The sequence below is a fragment of the Clostridium sp. CM038 genome, assembly GCF_055081105.1.
The window spans coordinates 1441286-1456721 of sequence record NZ_CM143651.1 but is presented as its reverse complement, the minus strand read 5'-3'; the positions used below and the strand labels follow the sequence as shown (position 1 = coordinate 1456721).

Below are 15436 nucleotides of genomic sequence, written 5' to 3'. Positions count from 1 at the left end.
ACACACATACATTCATTCATTTTTGCTTAATTATCCATTTTACCTTGCCTCCATTTATATGCACCTTTACAATTTATGGTATAAAGCTACTCCATGTAAAACTTCCCATGTAATTATAAGGCATATTGGGTACAAATGTATACATAAAAGTAAAAAAATAAATAAAATTGTAGATTGCAATATAAAATATCCGAAAATTTCAAGATAAATATAATATTAAGTTGTAATGGTTTTTGCTCCATCATGTTGGCAGATAAACCGTTGAAAATTTTTCAACAAAGTAAAATGAATATTCCTTACTTTCTTATATTACAAGAAGGAGTTTAAGAAAATTGTAATTAAACCTTAAGATTTCTTAAGATTAGAGTATACAACTTACCAAAGAGAACTAAAATACTCTGTAATATCGTTCAATTTTGTAGACCCTTTCTACTTTATAGTAAAATAGAACCACAAAATAATTTATGCTTATTTTCAAAAAAAGTCCTCAAATGATTGGTTTTCAATCGCTTGAGGACTTTTTTTATTATATTTTCTGAACTTGCTGTCAAAAAAATTTCCATTCCCCTATTTGCAAATTGGAATCTCTATTGTTACCTGTGCGCCATAAGTTACAGGTGAGTTAGTGATATGGATGGTTCCCCCATGCAGATTTACAAATGATTGGGTAATGTACAGCCCTATCCCATAATGACTTTTCGATGCGCGACTACAATCACCCATATAAAATTGTTTTGTGGCTGATTTGATATCTCCCTTTGAAAAACCCTTTCCACTGTCTGTTGTAATGAATCTTATTTTATTATCCATGGATTTTACATCAAAATAAATTTTTCCGTTATTTGGGGAGTAATCCACCGCATTCGAAATAACATTCATAATGGCACGTTGAAGCAAAGACTTATCAATCATAATCGACCTAGGAACGTCACTTTTAGTAAACTCAACTTTAAGTCCCTTGGTATTGGCAATGGCTTCAAGCTGCTCGTGAATTGTGCCAATAAAATTTTCAAAATCTATCCTTTCCAGTTGTAGAAAAAGAGTTTTTTCTGAGTTTGAAATATCAATCAGTGTTTTTATATATTGATCTATTTGCCTAGTATTTTTTGAAATATAATCAATATATTCTCGTTGCTCCTTATCTAATGTTGAATCAGACAGCAATTCAGCATTTCCTTTGATAATGGTTAGTGGAGTTTTAAGATCATGGGCAAGAGCGGAAATCTGCTCCTTCTTTGCTCCCTCAATATTCCATTGCTGTTCTAATGATTTTTTTAATTCTGTTTTCATGTCTGATATTGATAAAAGTACATTATTGAATTCTTTAATTCCTGAATATTTTATGTCAAAGTCCAAATCCTGCTTCTTGATTTTTTCAGTAGCTTGCAGGAGGGGCCTTAAATGTTTATTTAATTTTTTTGCATAAATAGTGGTAATAATTAAAACAATAGAAAAATATAAGATAACAAAGATTATAATCATAATTATTTCGGGATCTGGTAAATGTTGATTTAAAAACTCAGATTGGTAGCTCATTTGAACATAGTACTGTAAAACACAAAACCCATCTTGCCTTTCAATAAAATAGTAGTACTTTTTACTTCCATTTTTCGGGTAAGTACCTTTAGCATATTCTGTTGCGTTCAGTAAGGATTGGCCCTCTAAATTTGTTTTTACAACTTTGTATTTTTTATCAAAAACAGCAAATTTACATCCATAAGGTATCATATTCTCTGTGATTTTAGGTGTAGATGCAAGTAATGATTTGGATTGCCTAGCCAAATCCTCGCTGTAACTTGGTATAAGAATTACACCATTTCTTACGCCTAGATTATAAATCCCCATATTTAGTCCGGCGAAAACAATAAATGCAAGTCCTAAAGTTAATAGATATTTAAAAAAGACTGTTTTTAAAGTAAAAGCTTTTTTCTTTACTTCCATTTGTATCCTATCCCCCATACCGTCTCAATTGGGGACAGTTCAAAAACAGCTAGCTTTGCTCGTATGTTTTTAACATGTTCCGTAATAGCCGAGCTGTCACTTTCACCATCATACCCATAAACGGCCTCGTATATTTTATCCTTTGAAAAAACCTGGCCTTGATTTCTGGCAAGAAATTCGCATATATTATATTCACTTTTGGTAAAGGGAATTTTTTTATCATCTACTAAAATTTCCTTACCAGATAAATCAAACTTCACCCCGGATACGCAAAGAGTACTGCGTCTTTCGCGATTTTCACGCCTAAGGTAAGCATTTACTCTGGCTCTTAGTTCCCCCACTCCAAATGGTTTCGTAATGTAATCATCTGCGCCAAGCCCTAACCCATACATAATATCTATTTCCATAGTTTTTGCGGTAAGAAAAATAATGGGACAGTCTACAATTCCACGAATTTCTTTGCAAAAAGTAAAACCGTCCATACCCGGCATCATAACATCCAGTAAAATCAAATCAAAGTTTGAAAATTCACTAGTTAAAATTTTTTCAGGATTTACAACTGTAGTTACCAAATGATTATCTTTCTGAAGAATATTTTTAATTAAAGCCAGGATATCGGGTTCATCATCGATAACCAAAATTTTTGCCATGTTCCTCACTCCTCGTATGTTCTCTATAAATAGTATAAAGGCAAAATATCATCAATTCAACTTATATTATCCATAAATTCCAAATCATATCGAAGTTTATTATAAGCACTTTTATTTTTACTCCGCAGGAGATAATTTTATGACTGTTTTATCAGTAGACGCGCTTCCTACCGGAATCGCTTTGTAAAAGTTATTATCCACTTGGACGGCAATGGCGTCTTTAGTATCCACATCTTTTATTGAACAAACATTTTGAAAAGAGACAACAAACTTTGTATCTTTAGGAAGATTCTTAACTACATCCTCTATCGTTAATTGGGCAGACGAATCAATTTCCTTTTCTTCAAGTATACAATATTTTTTGTCAATAGCTGCCACTCGGTCAATAATTCCGTTCCATCCCCCAATTTTAGACTTATCCAATGAAACATTTGAAATTTGATAAGTTATTTCCTTATAACTGATTTGAGTAGCATTTTTAGCATTGACCTTGCAAACAATTTTATCTTTAAGTGCATGTGTCCTTACTTTTTTAATTATAGTATCTTTTGCAAAATACCCTATTACTAATGTACAAAACAAAACTGCAAGCAAAGGTATCAATATTTTTTTAATCTTCACAACAATTCCTCCTTATTCATGTGACTTTCTTCCTTCCCACTTTTTGAACCAAAATAAACTTGCAACAAAGGCTATACATACGGCAAATAACATGACAAATAATCCCTTTTGCATATCAAGTACTATTTCAGCACTAAAAGCAGGATAGTTCAACTTTTCAAACATACGATTGCAAAACCTCACGCTCCATGCCCATGGAACAAAGTACCATATATAATCACCAAGACCAGTAAGCATCAGAGCAGAAATCAGACTTCCTGCAACTCCAAGCCCTGCGGAAGCTCCTTTTCCAAATTGAAGACTAATGAACACATGCAAGATATAAAGAAATATGTTTCCTATAATTAATGCTACACCTGCTTTTAAATAAAATAAGTAGGGCAATACGTGAAATCCAAGTGCAAATACTCCTACAGCAAGTGCAATAGAAAAAGTTCCCAATAAAAGCAAAAGAATTAACTTGCTTAAATACGTAGTACATTTTGATTTTGAAGTACATAGCATTACTTGAAACACTCCAGCTTGCTCTTCCTGCTCAATTACTATCCCACTGATTAATCCTATGAGCAAAGGAAAAACAATGGCCAGTGCATCCAGATACCCTTCTATATCAGTAATTGAGTTCTTTGATGTCGTATGGTAATATAATGAAAATATAAGCGCTCCTGCTAGTGGAATAAGTAAATGAATCCACGGAATAGAAGTATGTCTTAATTTATAAAAATCCGATTTTATACACCTAAGTAAAGCAATCATATTAATTAACCTCCTGTTTTTCAAACCAATTAGCGGTAACAATCAGTAGCAAGATAAACAGGGCAACTGACAAAACAATTCCAATTGGAATCACGACCGGATTTCGCAGTGGATCTCCTATGCCTGCTAACTCTCCATTTGGCAAAATCCCAAGAATGGGACACATAATACGTGACGTCCAACTATAAGGAGAAATCCACCACATTGATGTACTTACAGCCATAACATTTAATACAGTTCCAACTCCAGCGTTTATCAAAACTGTTCCTAGCATTCCCAGTTTCTTCGCTAAAAACATACAAAGTGGAATCTGCCATAAAGATGTAACTGCAATCAAACCAGCTCCGGCAAATGCACTAAAAGCCGGTATGGGAGTGATCCTTAGATAACTTCCTAAAAAAATTCCAACTAACAAAATCATACATGAGAAAGTCATATAAATCCCGTTTACCAAAACTTTTGAAATCCATACTTTTTTTAAAGAAATTGGTAGACCAAATACAGCCCTATAGCGCAACTTTTTTTGCTCCTTTTCGTTAGTCATTACTGCCATTATTGAAATATATCCGGGCAAAATCATCATGTACCACTGATTGAAGCTATTGGCTTCGAAATATTTTCCGGTCATAAATCCAACTAACAAAATAACTATAGGTGCGATAAGAATCAATTTTTTTATAAATGTTCCCTTGCATTTTAAATTTTCAGCCTGTAAATATTTAAGCATTATAATCCCTCCTTCCTATTTTTTTTCACAACCTCTGTGAAAAGTACTTCCAGATCTTCACCAGGATTAATTTTGCCATTATACCCAAGTACCCCATTGCTGATGATACCAATGTGATCTGCAATAAGTTCAACCTCAGACAATATATGGCTAGATAGAATAACTGTCATTCCCTGCGCCGGGAAAGAACGTATTAACTCTCTTAAATCTTGTATTCCAAGAGGATCCAGGCCATTTGTAGGCTCATCCAAAATTAGCAATTTGGGTTTATTTAGTAGTGCAATTGCAATTCCAAGCCTTTGCTTCATTCCCATAGAAAATTGTCCTGCTTGCTTTTTTCCTGTGTTCGTCAAATCCACAATTTCCAGTACTTCTTTAATACGGGAATCTGAAAGTCCTAAAAGAATAGTTCGTACTTTCAGGTTTTCAACAGCCGTAAGATTTTCATAAAGAGGTGGAGATTCAATCAAAACTCCTATATTAGAAAGATCATTCCTGCTCCATTCATGACCTTCGAAAATAATTTCTCCTGATGTTGGATGAAGCATTCCCGTAATCATTTTTAATAGAGTTGATTTTCCAGCACCATTTGGTCCTAGCAATCCATAGACAGAATTTTTCTCAATGGACAGGGAAATATTATTTACCGCACATTGTTTTTTAAAATTCTTGCAAAGATTTTTTGTTTGTAAAATATAATTATTCATATATACTCATCTTCCTTTCGTTTACTATAGTTTTATAATACTAAGTAATTATAAGGATTCTATAAGGAGTTTATTTTTTTCTGCTATTAATTAAATTCTTAGAGTAAATACTTCGCCTTGATGACACTGAAAGTACAAGTATATCAGCCATCCACGTTAAGAAAGGCTGTATTATGGATTTAATATCCATAATACAGCCTTTTATCCACTTTTAAAAATTCCTTTTAAATTTATGGGTTCTTCTTTTTCTCTTATTTAAATTAATAATTCTTATTATAACCGCTATTCCTATTAAAAACAAAATAAATATCCCAGTAGCCATAAGATATATAGGCATATTATTTTTTAGTAAAGATCCTTTCGAAACCGTTGAATACAGCTTGTAATTTTTGACTTTCCCTTTTTCAGTTAGTGTCAAAGTTCCAACGCTCTTATTCCCTTTAAGACTAGAAACAGACATACTGGTTAAGTTTATATTTTCCTTCAACTCTTTTTTGTTTGCTTCGTTGTTATAATAGCTAACGTCTTCTTTAGCTACCAGTGGTACGTTAATAGTTTTCTCTGGACCAAAGAATACAAGCGGTTTGTATTTTAATGTTTCAGTTCTTATAACTGAATTATTTGTATGTAATACTATTGGCTGTAAATTATAGCTATAGTTAATTATGGCTTCCATATCATTGAAAACATAAGTGTCTTTGGCATCCATAACTGATCCCATAACAACTCCCATAACTTCTCTACCATTTCTTTCATAAAAGGCTACAAGACATCTTCCAGCTTGTGAAGTATATCCCGTTTTCCCGCCAATACAACCATCGACGCCAAGGAGTTTGTTGCTATTTTCAATTTTAAAAATTGTACCTTTTGATGTTGATATGGTACTTTTCTTTTTAGTCATTGACTCTTTTACCCATGGGTTTAAAAATGCAGCTCTAGCCAATATACTCATATCATAGGGCGTAGTATAATGATTGGGACGCGAAAGCCCATTAGGAGTTACAAAATGAGTTCCTGTCATGTTCAATTGGGCTGCCTTATCATTCATCGTTTTCTCAAAGTTTGTAGCATTTCCTGAAACATCGTCTGCAATCATATAGGCCAGATCATTCGCTGAATACAGTGACAGTCCATCCATTACGTCAGCACCTGACATAGTTTCATCAAGTCCAATTGGATGAAAATTAACATTTAATGAATCTGCAGGCTGGATTTTTGCACTTTGCGTATATTTTATTTCATCAGTTTTTTCCCTGTTCTCAGCGAGCAATAGCGCGGTCATTAACTTTGTTGTACTTGCTGGGTACGTTAGCTTGTCAACATTTTTCGCGTAAATTATTTCGCCAGTTGCAACATCTACAGTGATGGCTGCTTTCCCATATATTGTTGGTAAACTAGCAGTGTCATTACTACTAACTGCGAAAACATTTAAGTTCATAGAAAATACTAGAAATAAAACAATCAGAGTAAATTTTTTTTTGTATTTCAACTTTCATCTCTCCATTACTATAATTTATTTGCATTCATTATAAAATACAATTGAAAATAAGACTTTTCAACAGATAATATTTGATTGTATAAAGGTATATTATAGCACATATATGGTTATTAGCACATTACCATTTTAATCTTGTTTCATAAATCGACTTTATTTTTCTGTTAAAATAAGCAATGCGCGCCTACCGAGTTTCGCAAAATAATTTGAACTTGGTAGAATTGCCGCATCATCTACTGTAAATTTAGGATGATGAAGTGAATATGACACACCTGTACCTATACTAACAAATGCACCCTCTATTTGCTCTTGATAATAAGCGAAGTCTTCTCCAATTAGGGTTTGAGGAAGTTCCTTAATAACATATCCCTGTTCTTTTGCTACTTCTAATGCAACAGACGTCCACTTCGCTGTGTTATTTGTTGCTGGCGGTCCGCAATACCATTTTAGCTCGGCAGTTGCACCAAATGAGTCAGCCATTCCTTTAACTATTTGCAGCATTTTTTTAGGGACGAACTCACGTGTTTCAGCCTTAAGCGTCCTCACAGTTCCTTCAAAATAAGCTGTAGTGGGAATTACGTTCCATGTATTACCACTTTCCAAGTGAGTAACACTAATGAGTACTTGATCAAATGCACTAACATTACGACTAACAATTGTTTGTAATGCTGTAATCATATGAGCTGCAACAATAATCGGATCTGTTCCCTTTTCCGGTGATGACGCATGTGTTCCAGTGCCTGCAATTTCGACTTCAAAACGATCAACTGCTGCAGTCAAAGCTCCCACATTTGTTCCTAAACTGCCTACTTCTAAATCTGGTGAGCTATGCAATCCAAAAATTGCATCAACACCTGATAGGACTCCGCTTGCCAAAATGTCTTCTGCACCCTTCCCTATTTCTTCAGCTGGTTGAAATATAACCCGTACTGTTCCAGATAATGTTGATTCTTGTTGTTTTAATAAATAAGCTGCACCTAAAATAACAGTTGTATGAAAATCGTGTCCACAAGCATGCATTTTTCCAAAAACTTCTGACTTATAATCTAAATCTGTTTCTTCAATAATAGGCAACGCATCAATATCGCAACGAATTGCAATAATAGGCCCTTCCTTAAATCCTTTTATTTCTGCAACTAACCCTGTTTCAAGTGGTAGATCAAGTACTCGAATTTGAGCTTCATTTAATAGCTTACGTAAAGTCTGCGTTGTTTTAAACTCCTCTTTAGATAACTCTGGATGCTTATGAAAATTATGACGTATCTCTATAAGTTTTTCTTCCAAATTATCATCAACACTTTTTAATAATATCTCATTCTTCATAAAATCATACCCCTTAAATTTATTTAAACACACGTATAAATTGAGCTTTATCTATCTTTTCTAATTTCTTACCATAATAACATGAAAATATAATAATAATTATAATTATCAAATTAAAGATGCTTAATATATACTGCGAAAGCAAATGAAATACCAGTATGTTTACATACAAAATTCATAAAAACGGTATAGCTAAATATTGCTATACCGTTTCTGATTATTGTATTCTTACTCTATCTATATCCGTTTTTTTTATCTATTGCCTCTTCTCTAATTTCTGTTCTCATGCCTGTAATAGCTTCTTTTCTTCTCTCATTCTTTTCCTCTAGTGAATTTATAATTTTTTCATCATCTGTTTTTTCAATAGCTTCTTCAGCAAGGTTAAAATTTTCAATAGAATTATCAATATTCTCCTGAATTTTATCTACATTATCTCTCCTGTCATCTGGTTTGTTTTTCATAATTTCATCTCCCCTTTTGTTTGATTTAATAAACTATCTTTTATTATTATATCTACAAAAATATTTATTATGCGACAAAACATTAAAAGAAGAAAGACAAAGACGTTAATGTTTAGATATATCTATTTGTTAGCAATGAATAAGTATATAGCTACATGCTCAAACTATATTATATGGAGTAAATCAAAGGAAGTGTATGACTATGCTTAAAAATAACATACTAAAAAATTTGCTGATTATTAATTTAATTTTTTTGGCCATACTTCTTTTCAGTAAGATGTTCTTTGTTCATAAAATTATAATTATACTTTTTAAATCATTTTTAACTCCTTTTATATTTTCTGTGTTTTTGTTTTATATTATGAACCCATTAAATACAATTTTCATGAAAAATGGTTTAAAACCAAGTACCTCAGCTCTATTAACATTAATCCTTGGAGTATCTATTGGCACAGGTGCTATAACCTTTTTTAGTAATTATATTGCAATTCAGTTTAATGGAACAATAGAAGAACTAACCAATTTTATGAAAAGCCAAGACCCTGTTAATCAAATAATGAATAAAATTAATAACTATATACCCCCTGAGATATATAAAACATTTGCCAATATAGCTAATACTTATACGCATAATTTGGGTCAAACCCTTATGTTTGCAGTAAAGTATGCAATGCACACATTTTCAACTCTATTTCTTGTGTTAATAATATTATTTTTTTTGCTTAAAGATGGTTGTAAATTTAAAGATAAAATCATGTGCATAACCCCTAAAAAGTATGGAAAACTTGTTCTGAAAATTCTTTCTGAGAGCAATAAGGTATTGGATGCTTATGTTACAGGTCAAGCAAAAGTAGCTCTTTCTTTATCCATTATGATATTTATTGCCTACAAAATAATAGGCATTCCCAATGCTCTACTTTTCTCCTCAATAACTTTTATTTTGGCTTTTATTCCTTTTATAGGTTTTTTTATTTCCATGATTATTCCCTCTATCATTGCTTTAAGCATGGGATTTCTCATGATAGTAAAACTTATTATTGTATTCATCATTGTACAAACTTTAAAAGGAAGGGTTGTTGTGCCTGCAATTATGTCTCATGCAATGAAAATTCACCCTCTAACTGACATCTTCTTAGTAATAGGTGCAGTTGCAGTAGGTGGACCTTTGGCTGCCTTTGCTGTTGTCCCTATTTATGCCATTATTAAAACAATATTTTCTAACTTGTATGAATGCGGCATAATCAAAAAATTCAACAACTAATTCCACTTAAAAAAGATTTTAATTAAGTTCTGAAATTTAATAATTACTGACTTATAGACTTTTAATAACTGTGTAATCCATAAGAATTAATAGCTCCATTATTAGCCATTAGAAAAGCACCTGTAAATTTTCTACAAGTGCCAATGAATTATATTACTATTATGTATTGTCGTATTATACTTTTATTTTACACATTTCACTAAAGTAATACTTTACTTTTTTATCAATTGTACAAATGTCATATTACCTATTATTCTGGAAACTGGTTGTGGCTCAGTCAATCCTTTGGGAGTAGCTCCACTGTAAAAAAACAAAGCTTTATTTGTTGGATCATTTCCATTAAGTGATTCCATTGCAGCCTTCATTCCACTTGCCTCTGCAGGTCTATTAATGTTACCATTTAATACCGGGGTGAATTGATAACGCCCATTTGTATTTTCATTAATAACAGCCTTGATTGAATTTGGGAAATAACTGCTCTTAACTCTATTTACAACTATTGCGCCTACAGCAACCTGAGCCTCATAACTTTCTCCTCCTGCTTCAGCGGTTATTAATCTAGCTAGCAAGTTCAAATCGCTATCTGTATATTTTATTGCCGTAGATTTTGTTTGCGATGTTTGCGCTGCAGTAGAACTAGTACCTCCTGAAATCTTAAGAACCTGTCCTGGGAAAATGGAATCATTCCATTTGTTATTATCTTTCCTTAAATCATTTAATGATTGTCCACACTTTTTCGCTATTGAAGATAAGCAATCCCCACTTTTAACAGTATAAGTTTTAAGTGAATCACTCTTCGTTTGTGTTGTTTGTTTCACCGTAGCACTATCTCCTCCTGAAATCTTAAGAACTTGACCCGGAAAAATAGAATCGTTCCATTTGTTATTAGCTTTCCTTAAGTTATTTAATGATTGTCCATACATCTTCGCTATTGAAGATAGGCAATCCCCACTTTTAACAGTATAAGTTTTAGTTGTTGATGTAGCTGCAAATATATTTTGTGATGTAAGCATTGATACACCAATTGTTAATGTTGTTGTTAATAAAATAGATTTAAGACTTTTAAATTTGGTCATTATTTCCATTCCTTTTTCCTCCCAGGTTAGTTGACAGGTTAGGGTATAGGCACCTTAATTTCACATAAAGCTTCACCCTAAAATTAAATCCCGTACTTCCTTTGGAGTATTGTTTTATTATACCATAATACGACAACGATAAAAATCCAATGCATTTTTCGGAATTTTATGTCATATATAAATAATATTAAATCATCACCCTCGAAGCTGAAATGTCGCTAAATCATGGATACTAAATCCAGTTTTTTTATATTTTACGAATACTTTTCAGCTTAATAGTTCAGAATTAAAAAGTGCTAGTAAAAAAGGATGTAAGGAGGAAATTATGAAAGTTGGTATTCCTAAAGGCTTATTATATTATAAATACTTTCCTTTTATAGAAAAGTTTTTAATTGAATTAGGTGCAGAAGTAATTACATCTGCTGATACAAACAAAAACATTTTAAATGGAGGGGTTAAATACTGTGTAGACGAGGCTTGTTTGCCCATAAAGATATTTCATGGACACATACTAGATATAAAGGACAGATGTGATTTACTAATAATACCTAGAATTATGAGGGTCCGCGCACGCGAATTTATATGCCCTAAGTTTTGTGGACTTCCAGAAATGATAATGTATAGCATACCCAATTTGCCAAAGGTAATGACAGAACCTATATATGCAACTAATGAGAAAGAATTATATTGTTGGTGTAAAAAACTAGCTCGAATGATTACGAAAGATAATAGCAAGGTAAGCGTTGCATTTAACAAAGCCTTAGAAACACAGAGGAATTTTAAATTTGGGATTAAAGATGAAGGCTTTAAAAAAAATGTTGCTTTAGTAGGACATCCATATAATCTTTACGATACTTTCATTAATATGAATATAGTAAAAAAATTAAACAAACTAGGTGTAGGAGTTATAACAGAGGAATATATGGCGGAGGAACAAATTAAGGCAGAAGTAAAAACTCTTTTTAAAAGGCCCTTTTGGACTTTTGCTGCAAATTCTTATGGATTTACAACTAGTATAGCTAAAAATAATGAAATAGATGGAGCAATATACATATCATCCTTTGCTTGTGGAATAGACTCTGTTGTACTAGAACTTATTAAAGAAAAAATTGGAGATTTCCCTCTTTTAGTTTTAAAAGTTGATGAACATACTGGTGAAGGCGGCCTAGACACAAGGCTTGAGGCCTTTATTGATATGATTGAAAGGAAAAATAATAATGAAGATAACATTTCCACATTTAGGCAACACATATCTTGCAGCTAAAGCACTATTTGATGGACTGAGTATAGAATGCATAGTTCCACCATTTAGTAGTAACGAGGCGTTAGAGCTCGGTTCAAAGTTTTCTCCAGAAGAAATGTGCTTACCTTATAAAATTATGATGGGCAATTATTTACAGAGTATAGATCTTGGAGCGGATACCATAATTATCCCTGGAAGCTGTGGTCCCTGTAGATTTGGCGAGTACTGTGAATTACAGATGAATGCGCTAAAGAAATTAGGACACGATTTGACTTTTATCGTAGTTGATAGCCCTTTTGACATAGGTAAAGAAGAATTCTTAAATCGCCTATCCAATATCACGGGTAATAGCCCATTAGGTAAAGCTCAAAAAATTAGAGCGTTAAAGGTAGCCTATAATGTAATTGAGCTAATAGAAAAAATTGAAAGTAAAGCACATTATTTAACAGGATTCGAGGTAACCAAAGGAGAATTTAAGGGCCTTTTAAAAGAATGTACCCTTAATGCTTCGAAAGCAAGTTCGCCATCACAGATGGTGAATATTCTAAAAGAATATAAAAATAAAATAAACGAGATTCCTATTAATAAACATAAGTCCCCAGTAAAAATTGCAATTATCGGTGAAATTTATACTATAATTGAACCCTTTTCTAATCTTTCTATAGAAGATAAACTTATGGATTATGGGGTCGCCACTAAACGAATGCTTACTCCTAGTTGGTGGATTAAAGATACAGCACTTCGCCCTTTAAAGCTTAACTCAATTGACATAAGGAGAGCTTCTAGAGAATATCTCCCATATTATATCGGTGGGCACGCTAGAGAGTGCATAGGAGAAGTACTCCTTGCTGAAAAAGAGAATTTTGATGGAGCCATTCAAATTTTTCCTATGGGATGTATGCCAGAAATTGTATCAAAATCAATTTTGACTGCAATTTCAAATGATAAAGATTTTCCGATAATGACTTTGATAGTAGATGAAATGACTGGAGAGGCAGGGTATATTACTAGAATAGAAGCATTTGTAGATATGTTAGAGAGGAGGAAAAACAATGTACTATATGGGAGTTGATGTGGGATCTGTAAGTACTAATATTGTACTATTAGATAATACATTAAAAGTTATTGAAAAATTATATTTAAGAACAAAAGGTAAACCTATAAAAGCAATCCAAGATGGACTTAAAATTCTAAGTGAAAAATACGATAGTAAGCAAATAAGCTCAGTTGGAACTACAGGTAGCGGAAGACATATGGCTTCTTTTTTAATAGGCGCTGACATAGTAAAAAATGAAATTACTGCTCATGCAGTGGCAGCACTCGAAATTGATAAAGATGTAAGTACTATATTAGAAATTGGAGGTCAAGATTCAAAGATAATACTATTAAAAAATGGCATAGTGACAGATTTTGCAATGAATACGGTTTGCGCAGCAGGCACAGGTTCTTTTATTGATAGGCAGGCGGAAAGGCTAGAGATACCTATTGAAGATTTTGGAGAGTATGCATTAAAGTCAAAATCACCTGTAAGAATAGCTGGGAGATGTGCTGTTTTTGCGGAATCTGACATGATACATAAGCAACAGCTTGGATATAATGAGGACGATATAATAGGAGGTCTTTGTGAGGCAATGGTTAGGAATTATCTAAGCAATGTAGGGAAAGGAAAACAAATTCGATCAAAAATATTTTTTCAAGGTGGAGTTGCAGCGAATATAGGCATTAAAGTAGCTTTTGAAAAAGCCTTAGGCACTGAGATTCATGTTCCAGAGCACTACGATGTAATGGGTGCTATTGGAGCGGCAGTACTTGCAAATGAAGCAGTTATGAAGACAGGAAAAACAAATTTCAAAGGGTTTGAAGTAGCTTTCAATGATTTTGCCCCTCGAAATATAGAGTGCAATGGTTGTGGTAACAATTGTGAAGTAATTGAAATAAAAGATGGTGAAAAAACTGTAGGCTGTTTTGGAGATAGGTGTGGTAAATGGAGCAGTAAGATGGTTATATGATTTTTTTGTTTTAATTTTTAAATATTCATATATTAATTCAACAGCTCTCCTATTTATAAATTGTATAGAGGAGCTACAAAAACTACAGTTACGGAGCATCCTATAATATTGCCTATGCATTGTGACTATATGCATAAAAAAGCTAACCATTAACATGGCTAGCTTTTTTTCAAATGTCTTAATATATAAAATATCACGCTAAGCATTACCTTATCACGCTAAATTATAACATCTTTTAAATATTTCTGTTAATTAATTTGAGTTGTTTTCTATTGTTTGTTATCATTGTATACTATTTAAAGTTTTTATTCAATATATTTTGTAAGTTTAGATAATAATGTTATAATATTAATCAGCAACAACACTAAATGATAATAATTGATGAGGTGCTTAAATGTTTACTGAAGAAAGACTAGAACAAATCTTAAGTATACTTAATGAAACCGGTAGAATAAAAGTTAAAGAACTAAGTGAACGATTTAATGTTTCAGAAGGTATGATAAGAAAGGATCTACAAAGACTAGAAAAATCTGAGGCCCTTCAAAGGACCTATGGTGGAGCTATCCTAAATAGAAAGATCTCTAAAAACAGCTCTATAACTACTAGAATGAACGTAAACTTAAATAGCAAAGAGTTAATATCTCAAAAAGCTTTTTCCCTTATAGAGAATGGAGATGTGATTTTTTTAGATACCTCAAGTATCAACTTTTTGTTAGCTAAATTAATATCTAATAGTACTAAAAATTTAACTTTAATAACCAATATGTCACTAATACCACCCCTTTTTAATGATAATGAAACCGTTAAGCTAATATGTATAGGTGGAGTATATAATAATAAATCTGGTGGGGTTTTTGGTTCAGAGGCAACTAAGAGTATATCTAAATATACCTTTAATAAAGGTTTTGTGGGGAGTTCTGGAATAAACTTAATTACAAATAGCGTAGGTACTGTTACATTAGAAGATGGTAATGTTAAAGAAATTATAGTCTCTAATAGTAAAGAAGTATTTTTACTTGTAGAAAAAGAAAAATTTAATGTTGATGGCACCTATAAATTTGCTACTTTAGATGATATAGATGTTATAATTACGAGTTCGGACCTTACTGATGAGATTAGAGAAAAACTGTCTAAATCAACTATAAAGTTAATCTAGACAGTTTTAT

At 32.4% G+C, this 15436-nt stretch carries 15 protein-coding genes; 5 read left to right on the top strand and 10 right to left on the bottom strand.

Annotated features, from left to right (window positions below):
* Positions 1-567 precede the first annotated feature (567 nt).
* The 9 genes from ACWJKS_RS06630 to tlp all read right to left on the bottom strand — a co-directional run bounded on the left by ACWJKS_RS06630 (position 568) and on the right by tlp (position 8681).
* A complete protein-coding gene (locus tag ACWJKS_RS06630; protein ID WP_462960783.1) occupies positions 568-1941 on the bottom strand; it encodes a sensor histidine kinase in 1374 nt (457 codons plus the stop codon).
* Positions 1932-2591, bottom strand: coding sequence for a response regulator transcription factor (locus ACWJKS_RS06625; RefSeq protein WP_462960782.1), 660 nt, complete (start codon positions 2589-2591; stop codon positions 1932-1934). Before ACWJKS_RS06625 ends, ACWJKS_RS06630 begins: the two co-directional genes overlap by 10 nt.
* 117 nt (positions 2592-2708) lie before the next feature.
* A complete protein-coding gene (locus ACWJKS_RS06620) occupies positions 2709-3212 on the bottom strand; it encodes a NisI/SpaI family lantibiotic immunity lipoprotein (RefSeq protein WP_462960781.1) in 504 nt (167 codons plus the stop codon).
* Positions 3213-3224: 12 nt separating this feature from the next.
* Positions 3225-3968: a lantibiotic immunity ABC transporter MutG family permease subunit gene (locus tag ACWJKS_RS06615; RefSeq protein ID WP_462960780.1), complete on the bottom strand. Its 744-nt coding sequence runs from the start codon at positions 3966-3968 to the stop codon at positions 3225-3227.
* A gap of 1 nt (position 3969) precedes the next feature.
* On the bottom strand, positions 3970-4695 hold the full coding sequence (locus tag ACWJKS_RS06610; RefSeq protein ID WP_462960779.1) for a lantibiotic immunity ABC transporter MutE/EpiE family permease subunit: 726 nt from the start codon (positions 4693-4695) through the stop codon (positions 3970-3972).
* Positions 4695-5402 (bottom strand): lantibiotic protection ABC transporter ATP-binding protein, encoded by a 708-nt coding sequence (locus ACWJKS_RS06605; protein ID WP_462960778.1) that lies wholly within the window; start codon positions 5400-5402, stop codon positions 4695-4697. The genes ACWJKS_RS06610 and ACWJKS_RS06605 overlap by 1 nt, the downstream gene beginning before the upstream one ends.
* Before the next feature lie 211 nt (positions 5403-5613).
* The gene (locus tag ACWJKS_RS06600) at positions 5614-6840 is read right to left on the bottom strand and encodes a D-alanyl-D-alanine carboxypeptidase family protein (protein ID WP_462961056.1); all 1227 of its coding nucleotides are present in this window, start codon (positions 6838-6840) and stop codon (positions 5614-5616) included.
* Between the two features lie 210 nt (positions 6841-7050).
* Entirely contained in the window at positions 7051-8220 is a 1170-nt protein-coding gene (locus ACWJKS_RS06595) for an amidohydrolase (protein ID WP_220320069.1), read from the bottom strand.
* A 233-nt stretch (positions 8221-8453) separates the two neighbouring features.
* A complete protein-coding gene (tlp, locus tag ACWJKS_RS06590; RefSeq protein WP_216303011.1) occupies positions 8454-8681 on the bottom strand; it encodes a small acid-soluble spore protein Tlp in 228 nt (75 codons plus the stop codon).
* A 202-nt stretch (positions 8682-8883) separates the two neighbouring features.
* Here tlp and ACWJKS_RS06585 point away from each other — a divergent pair, with 202 nt between their 5' ends.
* Entirely contained in the window at positions 8884-9942 is a 1059-nt protein-coding gene (locus tag ACWJKS_RS06585) for an AI-2E family transporter (protein WP_462953040.1), read from the top strand.
* Between the two features lie 212 nt (positions 9943-10154).
* Here the strand turns inward: ACWJKS_RS06585 and ACWJKS_RS06580 are convergent, their stop codons facing one another.
* Positions 10155-11027, bottom strand: a complete 873-nt coding sequence (locus ACWJKS_RS06580) for a cell wall hydrolase (RefSeq protein WP_462960777.1) — start codon at positions 11025-11027, stop codon at positions 10155-10157.
* A 316-nt stretch (positions 11028-11343) separates the two neighbouring features.
* Between ACWJKS_RS06580 and ACWJKS_RS06575 the strand changes: the two genes are divergently transcribed.
* The 4 genes from ACWJKS_RS06575 to ACWJKS_RS06560 all read left to right on the top strand — a co-directional run bounded on the left by ACWJKS_RS06575 (position 11344) and on the right by ACWJKS_RS06560 (position 15426).
* Positions 11344-12282, top strand: a complete 939-nt coding sequence (locus ACWJKS_RS06575; protein ID WP_220286956.1) for an acyl-CoA dehydratase activase-related protein — start codon at positions 11344-11346, stop codon at positions 12280-12282.
* Positions 12236-13333 carry a 2-hydroxyglutaryl-CoA dehydratase gene (locus ACWJKS_RS06570; protein ID WP_462960776.1) on the top strand — a complete coding sequence of 366 codons (1098 nt, stop codon included), beginning with the start codon at positions 12236-12238 and terminating at the stop codon, positions 13331-13333. The genes ACWJKS_RS06575 and ACWJKS_RS06570 overlap by 47 nt, the downstream gene beginning before the upstream one ends.
* Positions 13314-14270 (top strand): acyl-CoA dehydratase activase, encoded by a 957-nt coding sequence (locus tag ACWJKS_RS06565; RefSeq protein ID WP_216303006.1) that lies wholly within the window; start codon positions 13314-13316, stop codon positions 14268-14270. Before ACWJKS_RS06570 ends, ACWJKS_RS06565 begins: the two co-directional genes overlap by 20 nt.
* A 394-nt stretch (positions 14271-14664) precedes the next feature.
* Positions 14665-15426, top strand: coding sequence for a DeoR/GlpR family DNA-binding transcription regulator (locus ACWJKS_RS06560; protein WP_216303005.1), 762 nt, complete (start codon positions 14665-14667; stop codon positions 15424-15426).
* Positions 15427-15436: the final 10 nt, after the last annotated feature.